We start from the raw sequence: 24,009 nt of genomic DNA, 5'->3' as shown, positions 1-24,009 counted from the left end.
CAAATAATAAATGCACCATCCTGGAGCGCCACTTAGCTAAAAAGCAAGTCACAGTCATTACTGGAATGAGGCGGGTTGGGAAGTCAACGGCTTTGAAATATCTCCTTACTAAAATAAGCCATTCCAACAAGCTATATCTGGACTTTGAGAGAATTGAAAACCGTGTTCTTTTCAACCAAACTTCCTATAATGACATTGAAAGAGGTTTGACAGTATTGGGCTTAGATCTTACCAAACCAGCAGTTCTCGCCTTGGATGAAATACAGCTCGTTCCCAATAGCACCAGTGTCATAAAAAGTTTATATGATCAGTATGGAATTAAGTTCCTTGTTACGGGATCAAGCTCATTTTATCTAAAAAACCATTTTTCGGAAAGTCTTGCTGGTAGGAAACAAATATTTGAAATGTGGCCACTAGACTTTCAGGAGTATTTAGATTTTAAAGGAGTCGACTCCTCCCGAATTCAAATTGAACGTTTTTCACCATTTTTATTCACGTTTTATGAAGTTTGGAAAGGGTACTATCACGATTTTATCCGTTTCGGAGGATTCCCTGAGGTTGTTTTGGCCGAATTCCCAGAAGACAAAGACAATTATCTCAAGGATATTCTTAATGCGTATATAGTGGATATTCCGGAGCAAAGAGAGCCACTTATTCCGGACAACTTGAGCCAGTAATTCCGGGAACTTGAGCCACTTTATCGGAAGGTTTTTACAGCTATTCCGGCAACTTGCGCCAATCGGGACTACTGACATTCCGGCATAATTGAGCCACTTGTGATTGCTCTTCAAAGTTATTCCGGGAAAGTGAGCCAGTTGTATTTTGGTATTGAAGTAATTATAACCACCATCTTTTGTGAAAAACAAAAGCAACGGATGGCAAACAAAGTTACTTCAATGCAGACACTGCGCATGATCATACAGTTGCTGGATCGGAATCTTTCCGAACGTAAAATATCCAGGCAACTTAATCTTTCCCGTAACACGGTTAAATATTATCGTGAACGCTTACTTCAGAGCACGCACAGCTTCAAGGAACTTCAAGCCCTTAACGATGCAGGCTTGTCTGCCATTCTATATTCTGGTACACCCTCGGTGCAGGATGAAGACCAGCGGAAGGAAGATTTTCGCCAGCAAGTACCTTATTTTCTTTCAGAGCTTAAACGTACCGGTGTCACGCGCCAACTTCTCTGGGAGGAATATTTTGACAAACATCCTGCGGGATACCGTTATTCCCAATTTTGCTATCAACTTAACGAACTCGGTAAAGTTCTACAGCCAAGTTTCCATGCGACTTACAAGGCGGGTGAGGTTGTCATGGTGGACTTTGCGGGCAGCATGATGCACTATTTCGACAAGTCCACCGGTGAACAAATAAGTTGCCCGGTACTGGTTTGTGTGCTTCCTTTCAGCAATTTAACTTATGTTGAAGCGCTGCCTAATGCCAGGCTTCCTTATTTGTTGGCTGCTTTGAATAACTGCCTTCGGTATTTTAAAGGCGCCCCATTGTCTCTGAAGACCGACAACATGAAACAGGTGGTCCAAAAGGTCAATCGCTACGAACCGACCTTTACAGATCTTATGCAGCAATGGGCGTTGCATAACAACATGGATTTGGTTGCCGCAAGGCCATATAGACCTAAAGATAAAGCGCCGGCAGAAGGTCACGTAAAAATTGCCTATCAGCGCATTTACGCTCCCTTACGGGATCGTATTTTCTGTAATATCGAGGAAGTTAACGCCGCTATACGAGATCAACTCGAGCTACATAATGACAAGAACTTCAAGGGAAAAAATTACAGCCGCCGCCAGCAGTTCAACGAACAGGAACAGCATTTACTTCAGCCGCTGGCAGACAATCCGTTTACCTTAAAGCACAGCACTTCTGCCAAAGTCCAGAAAAATTATCATGTCACCCTGGGAGAAGATTGGCACCATTACAGCGTGCCTTACCACTATATAGGCAAGCAGGTAAACATTATTTATGATACCCAGACGGTAGAGATCTTTCTTGATCATCAGCGTATTGCTGTTCATAAACGCTTCTATAATCAGCATGGTTATACTACGCTCAAAGAGCACATGCCAGAGAACCATCGTAGCTATTCACAGCAAAGGGGATGGGACAGTGATTACTTCCTGCGGTTAGCATCACAGATAGGACCATGCACACAGGGTTACATGGAAGGTGTTCTAAAAGGGCGGCAATTTACCGAACAAACATTTAATTCATGCCGTGGTATCCTGCGGCTTGGCAGCAGCTATGGTAATGACCGCCTCGAGTCAGCATGTCAAAGAGCACTACCCTCCGGTTCTTTTAGTTATAAAACACTAACGAAGATCCTGGCTAATAATCTTGACAAAGCTCCCCATTTTATGCAGACAACCTTATTCCAGACACCTGACCATGAAAACATTAGGGGAGCCGGAGCGTATGAATAAAACGCCCTTACGAATCAATTGCCTCACTTAAACAAAAATAACAATGAATACAAACAAGACCTGGGAAGAGTTAAGAGAACTAAAATTGCAAGGAATGGCGAGCCGGTATTCCGCCATTCTTGAACAGCCGTTACACCAGCAGCCTGAAGCGCATACAATGGTTGCCATGCTTACAGAGGCAGAATCAGAACAGCGAGTCCAGCAGCGCACCCAGATGTATCTAAAGCTTGCCAAACTGCGGTACAGCGCACATGTTGAACAGGTGAATTGCAAGCCTGAACGAGGACTTACGTCCGAGCAGTTAATCCGTTTAAGCGATTGCAGCTTTATCGAGAAGTCAGAAAACGTACTGATCACAGGCGCCACGGGATGTGGAAAATCCTATCTCGCCTGTGCACTCGGCAGGCAAGCCTGCGTAAAAGGCCATAAAGTACTTTATTACCCCATAAACAGGTTTATAGAGCAGCTTGCGTTGGCCAGGCTGGATGGAAGTTACTTAAAATGGCTCAATCAAATTGCACGAGTCAAACTCCTGATTCTCGATGACTTCGGCTTACAGCCGCTTAGCCACGACATCAAAATGGCCCTATTGCAAATACTCGAGGATCGATACGCTTCCGGATCAACAATTATAACCGCACAGATGCCCGTAGGAAACTGGCATGATTACATAAATGACCCAAGCCTGGCTGATGCGATATGTGACAGACTGACAGCAAACGCGCACAGAATAAATCTCGAAGGAGCTTCTTTGAGAAAGATAAAAAACAGCTAAATTTACAACACTTCAATTCCAAAAAAGAACTGGCTCACTTTCCCGGAACGCTGGCTCACTTTCGCCGGAATTTCCATATATAGATCTTGATATTAAACTTCTATCGGATTTTTTAGTAAGCGATGTACTTTATAAATCAATCCTTCTTCTTCTGGCCAATCGTGTTGGAAGTAGGCTGGACTATTCTAAATTATCAAGCTTGATTGGTATAAATCGACATAAAATCAAGGACTTTTTACATTTATTGGAATACAATTATATCATTTTCACGTCTGAATCCTCGGGCTAATTAGTTTAAAAGCGCCACGGAGCTTTCCTGATACTTTGAATGCTGTCCAAAAAATAATGGGTAGAAATAATATCTACCCATTAACTCACTTCTAACTTAATGTGTTTCAATGCACGGTTCTTTATAAGGTAGATCGTACTTAGGATCAAAAATATATTCTTTCCAAAACCAGAATTTTAGGGGATTTATTTTAAATGTTCGGTATAAAGTTGAATCAGTTGGATTTTTCTTCCTGTATTTTTCAAACTCAGAAAGCAATTCCTCGTGACTTTCAATAAATAGACCCCTGTTTGAAAATCCACAATTTTGACTTGTGTAATAAAAATCAGATCCATTAAAAGTTCTGTCCTGAGTTAAAAACCCGAGAATGAAAGAAATGTATGTAGTGTTAGCAATTATTATTATAAAGCTAACTGCTAACGCTATAATGATTTTTCTCTTCATACTAAATTCGATTTAAAATGACGTGTTTCTTATATATGGAAAACATGCCAGAGAAATTACATTTTCGACCGATTCTGAAATCTTCTCAACAATTTTCTCAATTCTCGTTTGTGCTAGTTCCAGGCTTTCGAACACTTTGTTCCTTAAACGCCTGCGGACTTCTTTGAAAAATCTTTCAATTGGATTTAGTTCTGGGCAAGCAGGTGATAATTTTTGAAATACCAATTTACCCTCATTAAAAAGTTCGTCTTTATGCGCTTTTTAGCCATCGGCAATAAAGAGTGATCGCGCGGGCGGCCCCGTTTTGCCCTATGCTTTCTTCTACTTTCTGAACAAACCAGCCAAAATATGCGCTGTCAAGTTTGGGAAGAAAAGTAGCAAAGCCTTCACCAGTAAATGGACATATAGTTAAGTACAGATAGGTATTTTCGTAACCAATTTTTACTGGCGCTATTGGCCTGTGACCCATTGGAGCCCATTTTCTGCTTAACTCTGTCCACGTGCCTGCCCTGAGTTCATCATGAAAAAATATTGCATGATCTGGAAAATTAGAACGCATTTCACAAATTTTTTGAAGTCATCCACACCTCCCGGCATATCACGAACATTCATAGGGCGACCCATTTTTGCCTTTATTTTCAGACGTTTACATAAATCACAAACCCCGCTGATGCTATACTTAACTCCCAAATTCCCGGCTAGATAAACTTGAATATCTAATAATGTTAGTGCTTGATCTGACAGCAAAAAGATCGCAACGGACTAATTTGAACACTACTTAGCTTTCCCCACCAAGGTTCAGAATAAGTCGATAATAAGCTGTTATTCCCTCCTTTAACATAACTACTCAATAACCGCTGAGACTCGCGCTCTCTCAAGCAAATAGATGCCCCAGCAGCAGATGGACTACGAAAACTACCCGTTTTTAGCATACGTATAAATCGAATTCGATCACGACGCATTGCATTCTTTTCTCGTTTTTCGAGCCTTAATAAATCACTCCCATTCGATTCCTTTATAAATTCAGCATAATTCATTACAAAATATACGACTTTTTATTAAGGAATTAGTATCATTTAGTTACAATTTGTGGTCATCGGAGATTTAGATCCGTTACTTCTCTTGAACATCCTGTTATCAGATCCCCATTGTTTTCTTAAATTATAACCAAATTGAGAAGGGGTCTTACCCGTTCCAAGAGGGCCAATTGCTTGGTTTGCATCAGGCAACCCACCGTTATAACGGGAAAATATACCTCCAAATACATCATATATCAGGCTTGTACAATTGTTAGTAACGAGATTGTATGTAGGGTTTCCTTTGTTCTTTAATGTTTGAACTAATAACATAAACGTATCTTCACCGATGTTTGTTTGAATGGACACATCATACGGAGTATTTCCATCGTCACCCCAAGCACTAGGAGAGTCAATGCCTGTTACTGCTCTCAATTCACTTTGAACGTAATAGCCTATAACCATTCTTTTGGACGACCCTGCTGTAATGTCGTTCATTTCTAAAGAAAAGTATGAATGACCGACTTTTCTATAGCTATTAGTAATATCAAATAGCTGATTAGTCCCATTAACTGCTTCATCTGCATAAAGCGTAACAGTATACGAATATCTATGGCCTGCAATTTTAGGTTGAGTAAAGCAATTTAATCGTGCAGATAGATTATTGATAGGCTTGTCCGGCCCCCTTTCGACATAATTTGCATTGAAAGTAGACACAGGCATAGGTATAATTATGCCTGTATCCGTACAGCTCGTTTCAGTTTCGCTATCACTAAGTTCCCAACTAGCTCCACCACAAGGAGAAAAGGCAGGATAAGGGCAAAAATTCTGCCCTATTGTTAATGTAATATATACAGCACCACAGTTCCAATTATACCAATTACACGTATATGTTGTTACACAAGCATTTGTTTTTAAATTACTATTTTCTGAGCTCACCCTTGCATTCTGTTTACCATTTGTGAAACTAGAAAAAGAAATAACATCGGTAGCTAAATTTCTGAGAGATACATTTCCTGTAAAATCTTCTAATGATACAGGTTTATCCGTCTGAGAAGCATATTGGGCCAAGAAAAAGCTAGTTGTCTTGGAAATCTTGACTATAATATACTTTGCAACTCCCAAAACAGTACCATTAATCAGTTTATTAGTTGTTGCGTTCTTTACTTGTGGATACAAAGGGATGTATACGAATTGGGTTGAATCATTTGTATTTTTCTTCTTTGCTTCACTCCATGAAGGTGCCCAAAAAATGGATGATGTATCATTAATAACCTGTGTCAGCTTTGCAGTGAAACCGAAATCGTTGAAAGATTTTTGAAGATCTGCATCAGAATAAATAATTTCCAGAGGCACCTCTGGTGCAACTTCCTTTTTACATGCGTAAAATACAATTGCACATAATAAACCTAGGCAAAGCAAAACTTTTTTCATAAATTTAACAGGTTTTGTAATTAGAAAAATTATTGACCGACATGTCTCACCCTTCCGACTGCAAATCTTGGGTGAGACTTTTTGTTATGACTACATATGTCGAAATAGTCACATAATAATGTAAAAATATTTTCTTCCTAAATAAATCTAAATTTGTTGATCCATCCGCTCGAACACATATGCATGACAAAACCCAGAATTGGCTCCTGAAGTTTTCATAATCCTTTTTACGTTAAGCTACGGAACACAGAACAAGGGGGTAGCTGCACTTTTTCGAAAGTTCTTGGGATATTACAAGCCGATCGCACTTTATTATCTCATTTACATAAAGTCTATTAAATAAATACACATATATTTTGTATGTTTGGATTGAATCAAACTGATAAGATCATGTCCAAACCTGTATTAAAAGTGGGGAATTATAAGCCCGAGGAAATTAAGGCTCTTTTTCGAGATGATGAAAGGTATACGATCGGAATTCGATTGTATGCTGTATATCAAGTTTCGTTGGGTCAACCCAGCAGAAAGCTGGAAGATTTATACAATACCAGCTTCAAGCAAATAACCAACTGGGTCCATCGGTTTGAAAAAGAGGGCATAGAGGGCTTACGAGATAAAGAAGGTCGTGGGCGCACTGCTCGCCTTAGTGAAGTTCAAAGAAATCGGATCGGTATTTTATTATCAGAAGAATCACCGACGAATCATGGTTATAACAGTGCCAGCTGGACGGGCCCTATGCTAATAGAGTGGATTGCGAAAAATTATCAAATAACTTATAAGAAAGCCCAGATCTACAACATCATTAAAGCTTTGGGATTCACTTATCAGAAAGGCAGGGGCATATTTCCTGAAACAGATGCAGTAAAGCAGGATCAATTTAAAGAGGCTTTAAAAAAAACTTCTGGAAAACCCTGAGAGCACATTGCTTTATGAGGACGAATGCTCATTGTCCAACACAGCTACAGTGAGTTATTGCTGGTCAAAAAAAGGCACTCAACCACAAGTAGTTTGTAAGCAACGTAACCGGGAAAGGCAAACGGTCTTTGGTAGCTACAATTATGGCACAGGCCAAATTACAGTAAGTTTTGCAGATAGGGGCAATAGCTATAGTTTCAAGAAGCACTTGAAAAAGGTGTTGCGAACCTACAAGACAGCGCCTAAGATTATTATGGTCTTGGATAATGTTGCATACCATCATGCAAAAAGGATAAATGCCTGGCTGGAAAAGAACCCAAAGCTCGAACTGTTCTTTTTACCTCCATATAGTCCAGACTTAAATGCGGTAGAAAGAGCCTGGTGGTATATGAGAAAAAAGATAACTCACAATAGGTTTATCAAAACACTAAAAGACAGAAAAATAGCTTTCTGGAAAATGTTTTCCCATTTTCTGAAACCCAACTCGGAACTTAAAAAGGTTTGTGAAATAAATTATTAGACTTAATGTAAGTCACAGATATGTTCAAGAAAGCTTACCGTTAAATAACTTTAATATAAATTATAATTAAAAAAATTATTATCGTGCTTACTTTAACAACGTATTTATGGCTACCTCTATCCAAATTGAATGCGTTAATAAAACTGACCGTTATAGTCCTCACGAACGTATACAGTATGTGTGAGGAAAAAATGGAGCTGGTACCAGATGGAAGCTTTCTGTTTAACATGCAATTGGATACATAGAGCAGGTGTAAAGCTCACGAAGCTTATACCAGTTTTACTCCGGCATAATTTTGGTTGAAAGCCGTATCCTAGAAAGTCGAAGCTTTTGACCTCGTAATCTCCCTTCCGTTTGCCATCCTTGCGGTATACAACCTTTGTTTTATCAGGATGTAACTCCAGACCACAGACTTCTAATCGTCGGCTTAAAGACTCCATTAAGCTTTTGGCTTCCGTTTACGTACGGCAATGGATTACCGCATCGTCTGCGTACCGTTCTAATGGACAGCTGGGAAAGTTCAATGTAAGCCATTTATCCATACAGTAATGTAAGAATAGATTCGCCAGCAAAGGGCTGACAACAGCTCCCTTAGGTGTACCTTTCTCACTTGTATGAAGGCTTTTTGAGAACGCAATAGCTAATCAATTGGCTCATTCAGGCAAAACCCAATACTTTGAACAATCAGCAGGAACAGAAAGCGATTTTATCCTGGATCGACAAACTGCTTATGAAGTAAAAAGAAACTTGCAGCCCCAATGACCTAAGTTTACTCACTGAAAGAGCAAAATTACCAGGAATCACCCATGTTCAACCGATTGGCAGACATATGCCTGAGGGTGTATTTAAAAACTTGGTCTGAGGCGGGAATATTTTTTAGTCAGGCCCCGTTTTACCTTCAATTCACAAAAACCTCATCCACAAATACCCACGCCTTTTCACCCTTACCGGGGTGCCAGGCTGGCAGCTTAGCCAACGGCTTGGCTACCAGTTTAATACAGCTAAGTTTCTGAGAGTCAAATTCGGCGTTAAATACTAAATAATCAGAATTAGGGGTTTCCTTCACGGGCATTTCGGGCGTAATAATCTTAAGGAGTTTCAATGATTTTTCATTGGCTCCTCCCCACACCTCAATACGTACAGGCGGAAAAATGAACCCGCCTACATTGCGCAGCATGCTAAGTGTTACGCTACTGGCAAGCACCGGTTTTTTGAATAGCAAATAACTTTGAAAATCGTTTTCCCTGAATCCAAGCCACTTTCCGCTACTTTGCTGCTTGTCGCTTTTTACACCGTCTGCAATCGTGATATCTCCTTTGGCTTTAAACTTTTGATCAGCTGGCAGGATCAGCCGGACGCTATCGATGTGATAACCCGCCTTAAAGAAAAAGCGATCAACCTGCTTGCTGCCATACCATCCATTTTTAAATGCTTTGGCTTTTACATTGGTATTTTTCGAAATGGAAAATGGTTTCGTGTAAACGAGCGACTTAGCACTATCGGGTTCTGTGCCGTCCAATGTGTAGCGTATCTCAGTTCCGGGAATCTGGTGCTTCATGGAGATGGGTGTTTTGCTCGAAACGATCACTTCCTCATTCTCAATCACCGGTGGATTAAGTGCAAGAATCAGGGTATCACTTCTGAAACCGGTTTCAAAGCTGATCTTCCGGAGTTTTTTCAACTCTGCCAGTTCATTCACAGTCAGTGCCGTGCTCCAGACATAAACCTTTTTTAACGCCGGAAAACTTTCGAGTGATTTTACATTTGCCAATTTTACGCCAGTACCACTGAGTGATATTTCCTTAAGCATAGGCAGCTTTTTCAGCTCATCCAAAGACTTTCCTGTGATATCTGTAAAATTCAAAATCAGTTTTCTTAGCTCAGAAAACTTGGAAAGTATTTTAAGGTCCTCATCCTTAACCGGCATTTTACTCAGGTCCATGGATACGATCTGATCTTTCAGGGGTAGCAATCCCTCGATATCCTGGCTTTTGAAATTGGCTCTATTGTAAAAATTGACAAACAAAGCGGGAGATTCTGCAGAAAGTGGCCTGATCAACCGATACGTTGTATTGAGCTTGGCCACTTCATCAGCATCCGCAGCATCAAAATTATACTGTTCTTCGGTACGGCTTCCACCCAATACATTCTGCGCATAGGCGTACACCGGATTTTGAGGAGAAAGAGAACTTACAAGCTGATCAAATCGGGAACCTCCTTTCACCCATGCGGCAAGCAATACAATTTCCTCATCCGTAAGCTGAACCTTTCCTCGTGGCGGCATGTGCTTTTTGTCATCCAGAGGCAGGTGCAACCTACTGATCAGCAGTCCCAAATCGGCTTTTGTTGTATCCCACAACACCCCGTTTTTGCCACCCTTTACAAGTAGGGCCTGCGTTTGCATCTGTAAATTCCCCTTCGACTTTTCTTCATTATGGCAGGAAATACACTTCTGATTGAGTACCGGTTGTACCAGATCCTGAAATACCCGGGCATCCTCCATTGCCACTTTTGGCACATCATCCTCAGCCTGCGGCAACGGCGAAATCAAAAAATCTTCTCCGTGTGTGAGATTGCCACCTAAATGACCTCCCACAAACAGCAACAACAGAAAACCGGCTGCAACCAACTTGGATTTCAATTTCCACGGAGACAAATAACCCTGCATACTATACCAGGCAATACTTATCAATGAAATAGCGACACCCAGCCACTTGTGCCAGAACAATGCATCTCCCTCGTAACCATCTTCTTTTGACAATATGAATCCGGAAAAGGCCGCTACAGCCGCGGTAAACGTGCCGATCAGCAACAGTATGCCGGCCAGTTCATTATTCCATCGGACAGATCCCGGTTTTTCTATCAGGATTACCCAAAAGCCGTAGAGCATGAGCACGACCAACGGAAAATGCAAGACCAAAGGGTGCATTCTGCCCAATGACTGCATCCATATCGGAACGGAAAACCGGCTCTCGAAAATCAGAAGAAATATCAATAATCCATTTAGAAAAAAGGCGAAATTGTAAACAAGCCCCTTCCAGTCTGACAAGTAACGACGCACTGTATTTTAGGTTAAAACATTAAGCAATAAGTCCTTTCACCAATTTGCCGGCTACATCCGTAAGGCGGTAACGACGTCCCTGATGTTTAAAAATGAGTTTTTCGTGATCGAGGCCCAGCTGATTCAGTATCGTCGCATGAAAATCGTGTACATGCACCGGATCTTTCACGATGTTATAGCCAAACTCATCCGTTTCACCATAAACAATGCCTGGCTTTACACCACCCCCAGCCATCCAGACTGTAAACGCCCTGGGATGATGATCACGGCCGTAATTGTCCTTGGTCAGCGTGCCCTGGCAGTAATTGGTACGCCCGAATTCGCCACCCCAGATTACCAGCGTCTCGTCGAGCAGACCACGTTGCTTTAAATCTGTGATCAAAGCAGCCGAAGCCTGGTCCACATCCATGCATTGCCCCTTGATCTCGTTTGGCAAGCCCCCATGGCTATCCCAACCCTGATGATACAGCTGAACGAACCTTACCCCTTGTTCGGATAATTTCCTGGCTAAAAGACAGTTGGCAGCATAAGTACCTGGTACCAGGCATTCGGGCCCGTACATTTTAACGATGGATTCCGGCTCCTTGCTCATATCCGTAATCTCGGGCACTGCAGTTTGCATCCGGAATGCCATTTCATATTGTTGTACTTTTGCGGTAATCTCCGGGTCATTAAATTCATTATATGTCCCTTCATTCAATTCTGCCAGGTTATCCAGCATTTTGCGCCGTTGCGTTCTATCCATTCCCTCGGGATCATTGAGGTATAGCACCGGATTTTCACCACTGCTAAACTGCACGCCCTGATGCACCGAATCCAGGAAGCCGTTCGTCCATAGTTTGGAATAAACCCCCTGCCCGTTACCCTTTCCTCTCGACAGCAATACACAAAATCCGGGCAGATTCTGATTTTCACTTCCCAGGCCATAGCTGAGCCAGGACCCAAAACTTGGCCTGTTGCCAACCTGAGCTCCGGTCTGGAAAAACGTAAGTGCCGGGTCGTGATTGATCGCTTCGGTATTTAATGTTTTGATAATACAAAGATCGTCTGCAATACTGGCCATGTGTGGCAGCAGCTCACTCATCCAGGCACCACCTTTACCATGTTGTTTAAAATTGAAAACGGATCCGGCCAGGGGAAACTTCGCCTGATTGGCAGTCATACCAGTCAATCGCTGACCACCACGAATAGACTCCGGAAGCTCTTCTCCATGCATTTTGTTCAACATGGGTTTGTAGTCAAACAGATCCAGCTGCGAAGGCGCCCCATTTTGAAAAAGGTAAATCACACGCTTGGCTTTGGGGGCAAAATGCGGTAAGCCCGCCATAAATTCATTTACATCACCCTCTCCGCCGGCACCTTTAAAAAGGTCTGGTATGAGCAGCGAACCCAAAGCAGCACTTCCAATGCCCAAACTTAGTTTAGACAGAAAATGTCTCCGGGTAGTATTTATTCCATAATCTAAAATGGGCTTTTCCATGGTATAAGCTTTGAGCTGTTGGCCGTTCGCTTTTTATTGCTTCAAATTTTATTATTCTTACAAATTGAATATGCACACAATCGCCGATGTTTTGTTCCTCTAAAACACCTTTTGGTACTTGAGAATTGGTTTGTATGGACAAACCAGAAAATAGCGCACAGCTAATCAAGATTTGGTTATCGTTTCTTCCATATTGTAAAGCGTATTGATGACCCGCATCAATGCCGCCGCCTGGCCTTCGTTCACTTTGTCTTCATGTGGATGCTCGCCCACATTCAGTACCTTTAATGCCTGCTTTTTATCCTTTGAAAATATGCCTGCTTCGCTGCGGTAATACTCGGTCAGCAGCTTCATTTCCTTTTCCGTAGGTTGACGGCATACAATGCGCCTGAAAGCTTCATGGATTTTTTCCTCTGTTGAAACATCACTGAGGCTCATCCTTTCGGCCATGACCCTGGATGCCTCCAGTACCATCGGATCATTAAGCATCACCAGTGCCTGTAAGGGTGTATTGGTCTTTGAACGTTTGATTTCACAATGATCTCTGTTACTGGCATCAAAAATGATCATGGAAGGTGGCGGAACGGTAAGCTTGATAAACGTGTACATGCCTCTTCTGTATAGTGCTTCTCCTTTGTCCTGCTGATAAGTTCTGAGTGTGCCACGACCGGAGGTGGCCGCTTCCCACAAGCCCTTTGGCTGATAGGGCTTCACACTTGGCCCACCTATCCTTGGGCTGAGAAGTCCGCTGGTGGATAGCACCATGTCACGGACCAGCTCCGCCGGTATACGGTAACGTGATCCACGGGACAGATAGATATTATCAGGATCCGCTTTGAGCTTTTCCTCTGAAATTTTAGCCGATTGCCGGTAGGTAGCAGAAGTTACGATCTGTTTCACCAGTCTTTTGATATCCCAGCCATGGTTCATAAAATCCACCGCAAGCCAGTCCAGCAATGCGGGGTTTGTTGGCAATTCGCCTTGCATGCCAAAGTCACCGGTGCTTTTGACAATACCACGTCCAAAAAATTCCTGCCAGATTTGATTCACAAAAACCCTGGCTGTGAGCGGATTACTTTTACTGGTGGTCCATTTGGCCAGGCCGAGCCTGTTCTGGGGTAGCCTCGTGGTGTCAAATGTCATTACCGAGGGCAAGGCCGATGCCGTCACCACCCTTCCAGGCGCATCATAAACGCCCCTGTTAAGAATGTGCGTTGGCCTCAAAGTATCCCGATCACCTAGTACGGACACCATCAATCGGCTTGTATCCGGGCGATTGATAAAGGTAAGCAGCGTCCTGGCCTCGTGATCTGAAATGGTAAGAATTGGATTTTTGGCTGGTTTTGTCTGCGAAATATCTCCTTCATAACCCACCTCTTTTGAGTTATTAAAAAAAGCAAAAAGCCTGTAGTAATCTTCCTGTGAAATGGGGTCATACTTGTGATCATGACACTGAGCACATTCCACGGTCAGCCCTAGTACCCCTGTACTGAAAGTTTTTGTTTTATCGATATTGTACTCAATCCTGTATTCTTCCGGTATTACCCCACCTTCCTCTGTGTATTTATGGTTGCGAAAAAATGCGGTGGCCAAAATCTGTTCCTTGCTGGCATTGGGAAGCATATCTCCGGCTATTTGCCAGGTCAGAAACTGATCGTACGACATATTTTTATTGAAGGCATTGATCAGCCAGTCCCGCCAGGGCCACTGGGTCCTTACCTCATCATCCTGATAGCCGTAAGAATCGGCGTAACGGGCAATATCAAGCCAATAAACAGCCATTTTTTCTCCGTAGGCTTTTTGCTTAATCAGCTCATCCACCATTTTTCCGTAAGCACCTTCACTCTGATCTGCTTCGAATCTTTTTTGCAGATCCAAAGACGGCGGTAATCCGGTTAGATCCAGAGACAGCCGTTTAAGCAGATAACTTTTTTCAGCCTGCTCATTTGGAGCCAGGCCGACACTTTCCATTTTTTTTAAAACAAAATGATCAATTTCGTTTTTCGGCCAATCCTTCTGTCCCACCTCCGGTACAGCCGGTAGCACAGGTGCCGAAAACGCCCAATGTTTCTCATATTTTGCTCCCTGCTCTATCCATCTGCGAACAAGCCCAATCTCAGAATCATTCAGTAGACCCAGATGAGACTCCGGTGTTGGCATCTGATACTCCGGATCCACGGAGGTGATCCGCTTGTAGAGCTCCGATTGCTCTGGTTTGCCCGGAAAAATAGCAACCCCTTTTCCGTCTTTCAATTTGGCATAGGCATTCTCCGCCATATCAAGCCGAAGGCCCGCTTCCCGCTTTTTCGCATCAGGCCCATGGCAAGCGTAACATTTGTCGGACAGGATCGGCCTGATGTCGAAGTTATAACTCACTAACTCATTGCCCGAATTCTTTTGTAAAGCTCCGTTTTTTTGAAAGCAAGAAGCGATCAAAAAAATAATCAGACCTGTTAAAATTGATATAAATACGATTCGCTGTTTCATTTTTTTGTGACCATCCATGGACTGTTGGCCCCCTTTGTTTATTGTTCTCGCCTTAAATAAGCTTTATCAATTGTTAGTTCATCAAAAGCATGTTCACTTTGGCTACCCTTTCAATTGACCTCAAAAGCATCTTTTACTTTTTACTAATACAATATATTCTGTATTTTTTAATAATTTTAATAAAAGGAACGAAAACTTAGCTTCTATTCATGTCTGGCAAGTTTTTATTCTAAAAGGGGCTTGTGTGCCACCTCTTCTGAACAACTAAATCAAAGTAAACAATGGTTTTTCCTTCCAAAAAATCAGCCGCTCTGGACATCGTTCTCAACGGATTAATGAGCCGTTACAAAGAACGTGTACCGGACGTAAAGCGGATTATCCGTGCAATGATTGAAGGTGGTGTAATCGAAAGGGAAAATGACATTGAAAATGACCACATCGCATTCCGCACCATGGGCGTTGCTCAGCTGGGAATAAAATCATTTGAGAAAATCTTTTTGCATTACGGCTACGAAAAACGGGATCATTACTATTTCGAAGGAAAAAAACTGGATGCCTGGTGGTACAGTCCGCCCCGGCAAACCGATCCAAGAATATTTGTCAGTGAGCTCAGGGTTGGCGATCTGTCTGCGGAAAGCCAAAGAATTATCAGGAGCTACACCAATGAAGTGAAGCAGGACCCTGTGGATTCGCTCGACCTGGACAATGGGTTTGAGGTAGATGCCTTTTTGCATCAACCGCTATGGCGGGTTCCGTCCGTTTCGGATTATAAGCATCTGTTGCAAGAGAGTGAATATGCCGCGTGGGTAATTTACAACAGGTACTATCTCAATCACTTTACAATCAGTGTCCACAACTTACCGATGGGTTACAATACCGTTGCTGAATTCAACCAATTTCTCGAACGAAATGGAATCAGGCTCAATACCGCTGGCGGAAAGATAAAAACGAGCCCGGATGGAGGATTGATTCAAAGCGCTACCGTAGCCGAAATGATCGACGCCACCTTTGAAAATGGTGACAAACTTAACATCTCAGGTTCCTATGTAGAGTTTGCAGAAAGACGTGTTCTGCCTGAATTTGCAGGCTTACCCTACGAACAGATATCCCGGCAACACAGAAGAGATGGATTTGAGGCCGGCAATGCGGACAAGATCTTTGAGAGTACTTACACCACTCAGACAGGGAAGTAGTCATAATCCTTCATCTCAACAATCCCCCCCAATATATGGTTCGGCCATCGGTTTTAGCTTTACAAAAAGACACTTCATTTAGTATTTTGAAATAAATACTGTTTTTTTTCAAAATATTCAGCCAAAAATTTAGCATCAATCCTGCGAACCTCATCGTTACTCCAAACAGCATCAATACGATAAGGCTCAATTGATACGATTTTTTTGACTCTCGAATTCAAAGGTTTTATTTTACTCAATCTCCCATTTTCCTTCTGGGAGGCGATAGCACTGTTCCTCACTCATTCACCAAAAAGTAAACTATCCGGCAAGCGTTACCATCGCTTTTTTCATTTTTATCGGCATTTATCTTCACATTAAGGGTGTGCTTGCCTGCTGACAGTTCGTCGGCCAGCATCAGGTACCAGGGCAGGTGGAGCTGTTTGCTCCAGGGGGTGAACAGATCGATTGATTGCGTTTTTTTACCATCAATGCTGTAAGAGATTTTTCCTGCATCGGAACCTGAAATAATCGCTATGCCTACTGCCCTGCCCTTAAAAGTAAACTCGAAAGACGCCTCAGCCGATTCCCCTACCAACATGGGCACATTCACAAATCCGGGCCGGGTTGATAGCTTATCCTTCGGTTGCCAGTCAGGAACAATCTCAAATCCCTTCAGCTTTTTCGCCTCCGCTACTTGATGATAATTTCCTTTTGAATAAGAGAACTTATCTATAGGTACCGGAAGCTTGTAATCATCAGATGAACCTGATGGATTCATTTTCAGCAATTCTTTAATGGTTTGGAAATATACTTCCTGCCCATAGGGTGAAGGATGCAGATCTTTGAAATCGTGCTTCCAGGTGAATTCCCCGGCCTTGATCCTGTCGTAAGTTTCCCGGGCCAGATTGATGTAAGATGCACCATAGTACTTGGCAACGCGCTGATGAACAGCTACCTCCGTCGGCACTTTTCCCAATTCATAATCAGCATTTTTATGAGGTTCTGCAAAAGCCATCATCACTACATTTGCTTTGGGATTGGCGGCATACATCTGCCTTACTATTCCTTCCAGTGCTTTTATCTGTGCTTTTTCAGTAAATCCGTTACCCCGGTCATTGACAGCAGCTTCTACGAAAAGCAGGTCGGGAATCCCTGTTTCAAGTACATCTTTACTGAAACGGAATGCATGCGGAGTGCTGCCCAATGAGGGGATGCCCGCGGTAATGAAAGTGAATTCGGTTTCCGGAAAGTGCTCCTGAAAATACTGAGCGGTCTTATTTCGCCAGCCCGGATTGTGTGTGATCGACCCGCCCAGAAAGGCTACCGTACCTTTTTTGGATGCTTTGAATTTTTCGTAAGCATTGGATAATCCGCGGTTAACTTCGATGTATGGCGTATGCGGCAGTGGCTTCCTGACCGGAACACTGTTATTAAAAACAAAATCGGCAAGTGCATCCGGGTGTTCAATGGGGAAATGATGGCCTTCCAGTGCCTGATCACCACGCGTCATCGGGTATACAGCCACGGGGCCGCCCAGTTTCATGTAATTGGCTAACAGCAAATCAGAATTTTCAGCCGGCGGCACCAGCTTATCCTGTAAACCAATGACGTGCATTATCGGCACTTTAAAAGCAGCCAACCCGGAAAGATCATTCAAAGGAATATCGCTGAAAGTTTTGGCCTCTTCCTCATTAAGCCCATATAATGCCAGCCAGGCCGCCCAGTCCTTAGGCGATCCTGGCCCTTTGCCTTTGCCACCGGGCCAGCTTCTGGGATCGCACACAGGAGCTTCTGCGTAGATGCAACTGACCTTATCCGGATTTCTCTTGGCCCAGCCGTACACATCCAACCCTCCACGACTTACTCCCTCAAGAGCAACCTTAGGTGCAAATTGTTTTTCATTGACCAGGTAATCATAAAAACCGTCCCATACCTGCATCGCTTTGGGATGACCAAACAGGTCGTTGGTGTTCACATAAGCCACATGAAAACCCCGGGTAAGAAGGATGCTATCCATTTCGGTATGCCAGGTGGGAAAGTGTGCACGCCAGATCCAGGGATTTCCGGGTGCCGCCTGCTTTGGCTTCACATACCAGGCATCCCGGTTTTCAAATGTAAATTCCTGTTTTTCAAAGCCTTTCCAATTAGCTACCGCTCCGAGAGAAACTTTTACGTTAACCTGCGCCCACGCCTGCAAGCTGCCCAGCAAACATATGACGGATAATATCCACACTTTGTAATTTACTTTCATAATCATAGAAAGAACGGATGAGTGATAATTTACCTCCAATACTGCCCTCATTCCATCTTGACTCTGTTCACCGTGAAATAAGCAACATGCCTTCAACTGCTGGCATGGTTGTTTCCGGACTGACTTCGATCATTAAATGAGAAATTTATGGATAAGATTGAAAAATTCAAGTCGTTAGAAAAAATCCTTCGGGAGATTGAAGACCTTAAGAACAGCGAAACAGCGGTGATTAAGAAAATAGGACAGATCGAGACTGAAAACATGAACATCAACGACCAGGCTCTTGAAAAATCAATCAGTTCAATTTATGATGGTGCCTACAAGAACCTAGAAAATATTGAAGGACTACACAATACATTCACGGAAACGGTCTCTGATTTCAAATCCAAAAACAACATCACCGATGAAATGTTGATGGAATTGAGAGAAGGAAACTAATCAAGGAAAATCTGATAACAGGGGAGCTGCCATAACCGGTAGCTCCCCTGCTATTTGTTTAAAGCCCCGCATCGTCAGATGCCCCTTTGGCAAGGGCGCCCCAGTCGAGGTCACTACGACCTTTCGCTATGGCCGAGATGAACCTGTTCCGGATCAGATCGGCCATGGGCATGGGCACATTGGAGTCGGATGCTGTTTTTAAGGTAAGGTTAATATCCTTCAATCCAAGCGGCAGGCTAAATGCAACGGGTTCATAGTTGTGATGCGCAACGATCTTTCCATAGTTCTGAAAAATAGGTGCAGCAAATAAGGTCTGGCTTAACATTTCGTAAATACTTTGCCTGGATATCCCATTCTTTTCTGCCATGGTAAAAGCTTCACCCATCATTTCCAGACTCGCCGCAATCATAAAATTTCCTGCCAGCTTAACCACATTAGCAGCACCAGGATCCTCACCAAAATCATAAATTCCCTTAACGAATGTCTGAAGTATGGGTTTGACACGCTCTTTGGCTGCCACACTTCCACTGAGACAAATGTTTCCTACCTTGGCTTTAACCGCTTCGGGGCGTGCAAAAATGGGTGCTGCCACATAGCTTACACCATGCAATTGATGTCTCTGGCTGAGTCTTCTAGCACATTCCGGAGATATCGTACTCATGGAGACATGAATACCGTTAACCCCAAGTTTTCCCAGAAGTGCTTCGGAGAAAGTTTCCTCAACGGCGCTGTCATCCGCCAGCACCGAAAATACGATACCCCCAGCCTCAACGGCCTCCATTGGGTGACCTGCCCTGTGTGCACCCTTGTTCACAAGGACATCGGTTTTGGAACTGCTCCGGTTCCATACGGTAACGTCGAAGCCGGATTCGATAAGGCTCTCAGCAATTGGGGTTCCCAGGTTTCCAAGTCCCAGGATTGCGATTTTTTCAAACATAACGGTAAGTCAATTATTTGTTCCATTTTTTTAAACCTGCATGACCCCCACATTGAATTCTCTCTCAATCGGGGCCTGATCCGCCGCCTCTATCCCTGTGGAGATTACACGCCTGGTTTCGAGCGGATCAATGATTCCGTCGACCCAGAGCCTGGCAGCTGCAAAGTACGGCGATAACTCGTTGTTATATCGATCTGTGATTTCTTTTAGCAAGTCATCCTCAGCCTGTTTTGTAATGATTTCTCCCTTTGCTTTTAGCGTAGCCGTTTGAACCTGGAGTAGTGTTTTTGCAGCCGTTGCACCGCTCATGACAGCCATCTGTGCGGTAGGCCAGGCGTAGATCAACCGCGGATCATAGGCTTTTCCACACATGGCATAATTTCCGGCTCCATAAGAATTCCCAACAATGAAGGTAAATTTGGGCACCACAGAATTAGCAACCGCGTTCACCATTTTGGCTCCATCCTTGATAATTCCCCCCTGCTCGGCCCGGCTTCCGACCATGAAGCCCGTTACATCATGGAAAAACAAAAGCGGGATTTTCTTCTGATTACAATTCATTATAAAACGCGCCGCTTTGTCAGCCGATTCACCATAGATTACGCCACCCATTTGCATTTCCCCCTTGCCGGATTTCACCATTTTTCGCTGATTTGCAACGACCCCCACCGCCCAGCCCTCAACACGGGCGTAAGCACAGACCAGTGTTTTTCCATAATCAGGTTTGTATTCGTCGAGCTCCGAGCCGTCCACGATACATTCCAGAATGTGCGTCATGTCATACGGTTTCAACCGATCGGTGGGAAGAATATCATAAATCTCCTCCACGTTACGTTTCGGATCAATCGCTTTTTTCCGATCATACCCTGCGGACCTGCATTTCCCGATTTTATCCAAATGCCTCCTGATCGCATCCAGACAGGACTTGTCATCTGGAAACTTATTATCCGTCACGCCGGAAATTTCACAATGCATGGTTGCGCCACCAAGCGTTTCCGAATCGACCTCCTCTCCCACAGACGATTTGACCAGATAGGGCCCTGCCAAATACACGGAGCCCGTGCCTTCCACTATAAATACTTCATCGGACATGACGGGCAGATAAGCCCCTCCGGCCACACAGCTACCCATGATGGCCGCGATTTGAATGATTCCCATCGACGACATACGGGCATTGTTACGGAATATCCTTCCAAAATGCTCCTTGTCCGCAAAAACTTCCGCCTGCATGGGCAGGTATACGCCCGCACTGTCGACCAGGTAAATGATCGGGAGGCGATTCTCCATCACTATCTCCTGAGCACGTAAATTTTTCTTGGCGGCTATAGGAAACCATGCCCCTGCTTTTACAGTAGCATCATTGGCAACCATCATGCATTGCTTACCAGACACATATCCGATGCCCACTACGACGCCACCCGAAGGACACCCTCCCTCTACGTCGTACATCCCATCCCCTGCAAATGCACCAATTTCCAGAAAATAAGTGTCCGAATCTCTTAAATAATCTATTCTTTCCCTGGCGGATAGTTTTCCTTTTGCATGTTGTGCATCAATCTTCTTTTGTCCGCCACCCAGTTTGACCTCCTCCAGTTTCAGGTTAAGCTTTGCCACTAGTTCCTGTATGCTTTCTTGATTGGGCATAAGTGTATGTTGAATGTTCCTGGACGAATATAAAGAAATATAACGTTTGCCGGAATTTATTTGGCCGTGACAATAAAAAAGCCGCCAACAGAAAGCAGGCGACTCAAATTATTGGTAGTAAGAAATGATCAGAAATTAGTTTCCACCTTCACTCCCTCATCCTTTAAGTATTGACCGATATTGAAAAAGTGACCGTCTAACAATTCAATATCCTGGTTCCAATCCTTGGTGAGCCAATCATGATTTTGCTGAGAAACCATTACTTTCTGGCTACCTGTAAAGATCCAGATTACTTTTTCCACACCAAAATTTAAGAGCTTTTGTGTTTTGATATTGATATAGTCAAGGTCTTTATCTTTTGAAAAGTCTATTTTAGAGTCAACTTCACAAACTATTTTAGGCGCTATGCTAGAATACCGCTTATTTATATTTTCAACCGAAAAAACAGACCGGTCAAATATATTTATATCTCCTGCAAAATTGGTCTTATCGCTTACATGTAAACCTAGTTCATTGGTAAGGGCCAGAAATTTTTGTTCATCAAGATTCTTGAAGGTAAATTTCAGCAAGTAGGTGATAATAAAGCTTTGTAGTGTACTACTCCCCATAATATCGTCAAGCGACTTTTTGTTACTCAAAACATCCTTGTAGCCTTTATAATACAAAGGTTCACCATCCATCACCTCATAAATGAGGGAATCAGGTATATCATCGTTGTTGTAAGTTGAAGTTTGACTTCGCTTTTTCCGTTCCTGAGTAAGCATAACATCCTCCTTTCCGATTTTATTTAGAGCAATATAACGAAAAAACAGAGACCGAAGACATGGCCTGAAATTCTATTTTATAACGGTCGTGGTATCCAGCGGTGATTCTGCTGGTCCTTTATCCTTTTTACCAAAAATGGAAACATGTACGTAACGTTTGGGCTGTTCCCTGAAATTGGTCATCAATTTGTTGAGGCTAACCATCGTTTTGTTCAGGTTGTTGTAAAGCGTTTCATCTTTTATCAACTTACCTGCTGTCCCTTTCCCGGATTCCACGCTGGCCAATAATTGCTTAAGCTCCAGTATGGTTTGGTTTGCATGCTGCACCGTTTCACCCAATCTTAATGCACTCAGAGAATCTGCAAGTGTTCCTGTTTTAGCCAACAAAGGTTTTAGTCCCTTTTCAGTTTCGATTAACGAAGCCGACAACTTATTGAGATTCGTGGTAATTGCCAGCAGGTTTTTACGGTTATCCCCCAGTAACCCCTGAAGACTACTCCCTGTCTGGTCATAATTTTTCAATACCTGATTTAATATCAGCCCCGTTTCCCTGAACCCGGATGCCACCACATCCAGATTTTTCACCAGCGAATCGGCATGTGTTACCAATGGTAAAGCTTTTTCCTGAAGCAGGGCCGATATGCCGGCTTCCTTCCTGGCGGTTAGGGTATCTTCATCTCTCAGCAATGCGGAAGAGGTGCCCATGGAAAGGCGTATCAGTTTACCTCCTAAAAGACCCCCATCTGCTAACACTGCAGCCGTCCCTTGTGGCAAAGCAACGCCCTTTTGGATATCCAGTGTCACCAAAAGCTTGTTTTGCCGATCCTGCATCAGTTTGATCCCTTGTACCCTGCCTACATTTAGTCCGTTTAACAATACAGGATTGGAGGCCGTGAGCCCGTCGATATTATCATAAATGACGTAGTATTTGTAAGTTCTGGAAAAAACGTCGGAGCCCTTGAGTACGTGAAATCCTAAATACAACATGACAATGGCAAACAAAGCCATTATTCCTACTTTAACTTCTTTTGAGAATTTCATGGACTAATTAGTAAAAAAGCAACCGGCACAGAGGCCGGTACTCAATAATATTTCGTAAAAATGATTAAATAAGCTTTTCCTTCAATGTTCCATATTGTGCTTGTAAAGCTTGAACGCTTCAAAAATCGATTCGGCCACTTCTTCCTGGCCATCATCCGAATTCAGATATTCCTCCTCTTCCGGTGTTGACAAAAAGCCAGTTTCGATGAGGACACTGGGCATGGAAGTTCTCCAGAGTACCAAAAACCCAGCCTGCTTTACACCCCGGCTGGCTCTTTCGGAAACAGTCATGAATTTTTTTTCCACATGGTCTGCGAATCTCAGACTGCTGGTTATAAACGCACTTTGGTAATTGGCCAGCATAATCGCAGCCAATGGTGATTCCGGATCAAAACCCTTGTACTTCTGTTTGTAATTTGTTTCTTTTAAAATAACCGAATTCTCCCTCTTGGCAACCTCAAGATTTCCATTCGTCTTGTGTAAACCCATCACATATGTCTCGGTTCCTTTCACGGTCTTCGATTTGGGAGAAGAGTTACAATGAATGGAGATGAAAAGATCTGCATTATTTCGGTTGGCAAATGCTGACCGCTCGCCGAGCTCGATAAACTCATCGGAATCTCTCGTATAAAGTACTTTCACATCAGGCATGCTTTCCTTGATCTGCCTGCCTAATTCCAGAGCTATTTTCAGCGCAACATGTGCCTCTTTTGCAACCTTTCCCCTGGTGCCGATATCGTGCCCTCCATGGCCGGCATCAATCACCACTACATTCACTTTACTTGCGAATTTTTTCTTAACGGGTTCCGTCTTGTAAACAAAAGCCAAACTTACTGCTAAGCAAACAGCTGCAATTATGGTTTTAAGAACTTTTAACATTATTTTTTAGTTACGGCG

The 24,009-nt window shown here is 43.2% G+C and carries 20 protein-coding genes; 7 read left to right on the top strand and 13 right to left on the bottom strand.

Annotation, left to right across the window (positions count from 1 at the left end):
* The first annotated feature begins 17 nt into the window (after nucleotides 1-17).
* The 3 genes from DYADSP32_RS20810 to istB all read left to right on the top strand — a co-directional run bounded on the left by DYADSP32_RS20810 (nucleotide 18) and on the right by istB (nucleotide 3,216).
* Complete coding sequence (locus DYADSP32_RS20810; protein WP_414618180.1) at nucleotides 18-677, top strand: ATP-binding protein; 660 nt, start codon at nucleotides 18-20, stop codon at nucleotides 675-677.
* Nucleotides 678-776: 99 nt separating this feature from the next.
* Nucleotides 777-2,441, top strand: a complete 1,665-nt coding sequence (gene istA, locus DYADSP32_RS20805; protein ID WP_149239828.1) for an IS21 family transposase — start codon at nucleotides 777-779, stop codon at nucleotides 2,439-2,441.
* A 43-nt stretch (nucleotides 2,442-2,484) separates the two neighbouring features.
* Nucleotides 2,485-3,216 (top strand): IS21-like element helper ATPase IstB, encoded by a 732-nt coding sequence (istB, locus tag DYADSP32_RS20800; protein WP_149239829.1) that lies wholly within the window; start codon nucleotides 2,485-2,487, stop codon nucleotides 3,214-3,216.
* A gap of 385 nt (nucleotides 3,217-3,601) precedes the next feature.
* Here istB and DYADSP32_RS20795 read toward each other — a convergent pair whose 3' ends face one another.
* The 3 genes from DYADSP32_RS20795 to DYADSP32_RS20785 form a co-directional block, all read right to left on the bottom strand.
* The gene (locus DYADSP32_RS20795; RefSeq protein WP_149240959.1) at nucleotides 3,602-3,949 is read right to left on the bottom strand and encodes a hypothetical protein; all 348 of its coding nucleotides are present in this window, start codon (nucleotides 3,947-3,949) and stop codon (nucleotides 3,602-3,604) included.
* Between the two features lie 250 nt (nucleotides 3,950-4,199).
* Entirely contained in the window at nucleotides 4,200-4,508 is a 309-nt protein-coding gene (locus DYADSP32_RS20790; RefSeq protein WP_149240960.1) for a hypothetical protein, read from the bottom strand.
* A gap of 517 nt (nucleotides 4,509-5,025) precedes the next feature.
* A complete protein-coding gene (locus DYADSP32_RS20785; protein WP_149240961.1) occupies nucleotides 5,026-6,399 on the bottom strand; it encodes a hypothetical protein in 1,374 nt (457 codons plus the stop codon).
* A gap of 390 nt (nucleotides 6,400-6,789) precedes the next feature.
* Here DYADSP32_RS20785 and DYADSP32_RS20780 point away from each other — a divergent pair, with 390 nt between their 5' ends.
* A complete protein-coding gene (locus DYADSP32_RS20780; RefSeq protein WP_149240962.1) occupies nucleotides 6,790-7,314 on the top strand; it encodes a helix-turn-helix domain-containing protein in 525 nt (174 codons plus the stop codon).
* A gap of 7 nt (nucleotides 7,315-7,321) precedes the next feature.
* Complete coding sequence (locus DYADSP32_RS20775) at nucleotides 7,322-7,834, top strand: IS630 family transposase (RefSeq protein WP_149240963.1); 513 nt, start codon at nucleotides 7,322-7,324, stop codon at nucleotides 7,832-7,834.
* A gap of 458 nt (nucleotides 7,835-8,292) precedes the next feature.
* Here the strand turns inward: DYADSP32_RS20775 and DYADSP32_RS20770 are convergent, their stop codons facing one another.
* The 4 genes from DYADSP32_RS20770 to DYADSP32_RS20755 form a co-directional block, all read right to left on the bottom strand.
* Nucleotides 8,293-8,472, bottom strand: coding sequence for a reverse transcriptase domain-containing protein (locus DYADSP32_RS20770; protein ID WP_149244739.1), 180 nt, complete (start codon nucleotides 8,470-8,472; stop codon nucleotides 8,293-8,295).
* A 260-nt stretch (nucleotides 8,473-8,732) separates the two neighbouring features.
* Nucleotides 8,733-10,895, bottom strand: coding sequence for an FN3 associated domain-containing protein (locus tag DYADSP32_RS20765; RefSeq protein WP_149240964.1), 2,163 nt, complete (start codon nucleotides 10,893-10,895; stop codon nucleotides 8,733-8,735).
* 19 nt (nucleotides 10,896-10,914) lie between these two features.
* Nucleotides 10,915-12,375 carry a DUF1501 domain-containing protein gene (locus DYADSP32_RS20760; RefSeq protein WP_149240965.1) on the bottom strand — a complete coding sequence of 487 codons (1,461 nt, stop codon included), beginning with the start codon at nucleotides 12,373-12,375 and terminating at the stop codon, nucleotides 10,915-10,917.
* A 165-nt stretch (nucleotides 12,376-12,540) separates the two neighbouring features.
* Nucleotides 12,541-14,862 carry a PSD1 and planctomycete cytochrome C domain-containing protein gene (locus DYADSP32_RS20755; RefSeq protein ID WP_149240966.1) on the bottom strand — a complete coding sequence of 774 codons (2,322 nt, stop codon included), beginning with the start codon at nucleotides 14,860-14,862 and terminating at the stop codon, nucleotides 12,541-12,543.
* 281 nt (nucleotides 14,863-15,143) lie between these two features.
* Between DYADSP32_RS20755 and DYADSP32_RS20750 the strand changes: the two genes are divergently transcribed.
* Nucleotides 15,144-16,055 (top strand): DUF1338 domain-containing protein, encoded by a 912-nt coding sequence (locus tag DYADSP32_RS20750; protein WP_149240967.1) that lies wholly within the window; start codon nucleotides 15,144-15,146, stop codon nucleotides 16,053-16,055.
* Nucleotides 16,056-16,332: 277 nt separating this feature from the next.
* On the opposite strand, the gene DYADSP32_RS20745 is transcribed toward DYADSP32_RS20750, so the two are convergent.
* Entirely contained in the window at nucleotides 16,333-18,294 is a 1,962-nt protein-coding gene (locus DYADSP32_RS20745; RefSeq protein WP_414617938.1) for a GDSL-type esterase/lipase family protein, read from the bottom strand.
* Between the two features lie 141 nt (nucleotides 18,295-18,435).
* Between DYADSP32_RS20745 and DYADSP32_RS20740 the strand changes: the two genes are divergently transcribed.
* Nucleotides 18,436-18,726 carry a hypothetical protein gene (locus DYADSP32_RS20740; protein ID WP_149240969.1) on the top strand — a complete coding sequence of 97 codons (291 nt, stop codon included), beginning with the start codon at nucleotides 18,436-18,438 and terminating at the stop codon, nucleotides 18,724-18,726.
* A 58-nt stretch (nucleotides 18,727-18,784) separates the two neighbouring features.
* On the opposite strand, the gene DYADSP32_RS20735 is transcribed toward DYADSP32_RS20740, so the two are convergent.
* From DYADSP32_RS20735 to DYADSP32_RS20715, 5 genes are all read right to left on the bottom strand, one after another.
* Entirely contained in the window at nucleotides 18,785-19,663 is an 879-nt protein-coding gene (locus DYADSP32_RS20735) for an NAD(P)-dependent oxidoreductase (protein ID WP_149240970.1), read from the bottom strand.
* A 30-nt stretch (nucleotides 19,664-19,693) separates the two neighbouring features.
* Nucleotides 19,694-21,307 carry an acyl-CoA carboxylase subunit beta gene (locus DYADSP32_RS20730; protein ID WP_149240971.1) on the bottom strand — a complete coding sequence of 538 codons (1,614 nt, stop codon included), beginning with the start codon at nucleotides 21,305-21,307 and terminating at the stop codon, nucleotides 19,694-19,696.
* Nucleotides 21,308-21,435: 128 nt separating this feature from the next.
* Nucleotides 21,436-22,071: a Uma2 family endonuclease gene (locus DYADSP32_RS20725; RefSeq protein WP_414617937.1), complete on the bottom strand. Its 636-nt coding sequence runs from the start codon at nucleotides 22,069-22,071 to the stop codon at nucleotides 21,436-21,438.
* Nucleotides 22,072-22,143: 72 nt separating this feature from the next.
* On the bottom strand, nucleotides 22,144-23,112 hold the full coding sequence (locus DYADSP32_RS20720; RefSeq protein WP_149240972.1) for an MlaD family protein: 969 nt from the start codon (nucleotides 23,110-23,112) through the stop codon (nucleotides 22,144-22,146).
* Nucleotides 23,113-23,193: 81 nt separating this feature from the next.
* Complete coding sequence (locus DYADSP32_RS20715; RefSeq protein ID WP_149240973.1) at nucleotides 23,194-23,991, bottom strand: N-acetylmuramoyl-L-alanine amidase; 798 nt, start codon at nucleotides 23,989-23,991, stop codon at nucleotides 23,194-23,196.
* Between the last annotated feature and the right edge of the window lie 18 nt (nucleotides 23,992-24,009).

The organism is Dyadobacter sp. 32, assembly GCF_902506755.1.
Lineage (GTDB): Bacteria > Bacteroidota > Bacteroidia > Cytophagales > Spirosomataceae > Dyadobacter.
This window is presented reverse-complemented; position numbering and strand designations above follow the sequence as displayed.

Coding starts and splice junctions, on each gene's coding strand:
- istB (WP_149239829.1), top strand. CDS start 2,485: ATGAATACAAACAAGACCTGGGAAGAGTTAAGAGAACTAAAATTGCAA.
- DYADSP32_RS20795 (WP_149240959.1), bottom strand. CDS start 3,949: ATGAAGAGAAAAATCATTATAGCGTTAGCAGTTAGCTTTATAATAATA.
- DYADSP32_RS20790 (WP_149240960.1), bottom strand. CDS start 4,508: ATGCGTTCTAATTTTCCAGATCATGCAATATTTTTTCATGATGAACTC.
- DYADSP32_RS20785 (WP_149240961.1), bottom strand. CDS start 6,399: ATGAAAAAAGTTTTGCTTTGCCTAGGTTTATTATGTGCAATTGTATTT.
- DYADSP32_RS20780 (WP_149240962.1), top strand. CDS start 6,790: ATGTCCAAACCTGTATTAAAAGTGGGGAATTATAAGCCCGAGGAAATT.
- DYADSP32_RS20760 (WP_149240965.1), bottom strand. CDS start 12,375: ATGGAAAAGCCCATTTTAGATTATGGAATAAATACTACCCGGAGACAT.
- DYADSP32_RS20755 (WP_149240966.1), bottom strand. CDS start 14,862: ATGAAACAGCGAATCGTATTTATATCAATTTTAACAGGTCTGATTATT.
- DYADSP32_RS20750 (WP_149240967.1), top strand. CDS start 15,144: ATGGTTTTTCCTTCCAAAAAATCAGCCGCTCTGGACATCGTTCTCAAC.
- DYADSP32_RS20745 (WP_414617938.1), bottom strand. CDS start 18,294: ATGATTATGAAAGTAAATTACAAAGTGTGGATATTATCCGTCATATGT.
- DYADSP32_RS20740 (WP_149240969.1), top strand. CDS start 18,436: ATGGATAAGATTGAAAAATTCAAGTCGTTAGAAAAAATCCTTCGGGAG.
- DYADSP32_RS20735 (WP_149240970.1), bottom strand. CDS start 19,663: ATGTTTGAAAAAATCGCAATCCTGGGACTTGGAAACCTGGGAACCCCA.
- DYADSP32_RS20730 (WP_149240971.1), bottom strand. CDS start 21,307: ATGCCCAATCAAGAAAGCATACAGGAACTAGTGGCAAAGCTTAACCTG.
- DYADSP32_RS20725 (WP_414617937.1), bottom strand. CDS start 22,071: ATGCTTACTCAGGAACGGAAAAAGCGAAGTCAAACTTCAACTTACAAC.
- DYADSP32_RS20720 (WP_149240972.1), bottom strand. CDS start 23,112: ATGAAATTCTCAAAAGAAGTTAAAGTAGGAATAATGGCTTTGTTTGCC.
- DYADSP32_RS20715 (WP_149240973.1), bottom strand. CDS start 23,991: ATGTTAAAAGTTCTTAAAACCATAATTGCAGCTGTTTGCTTAGCAGTA.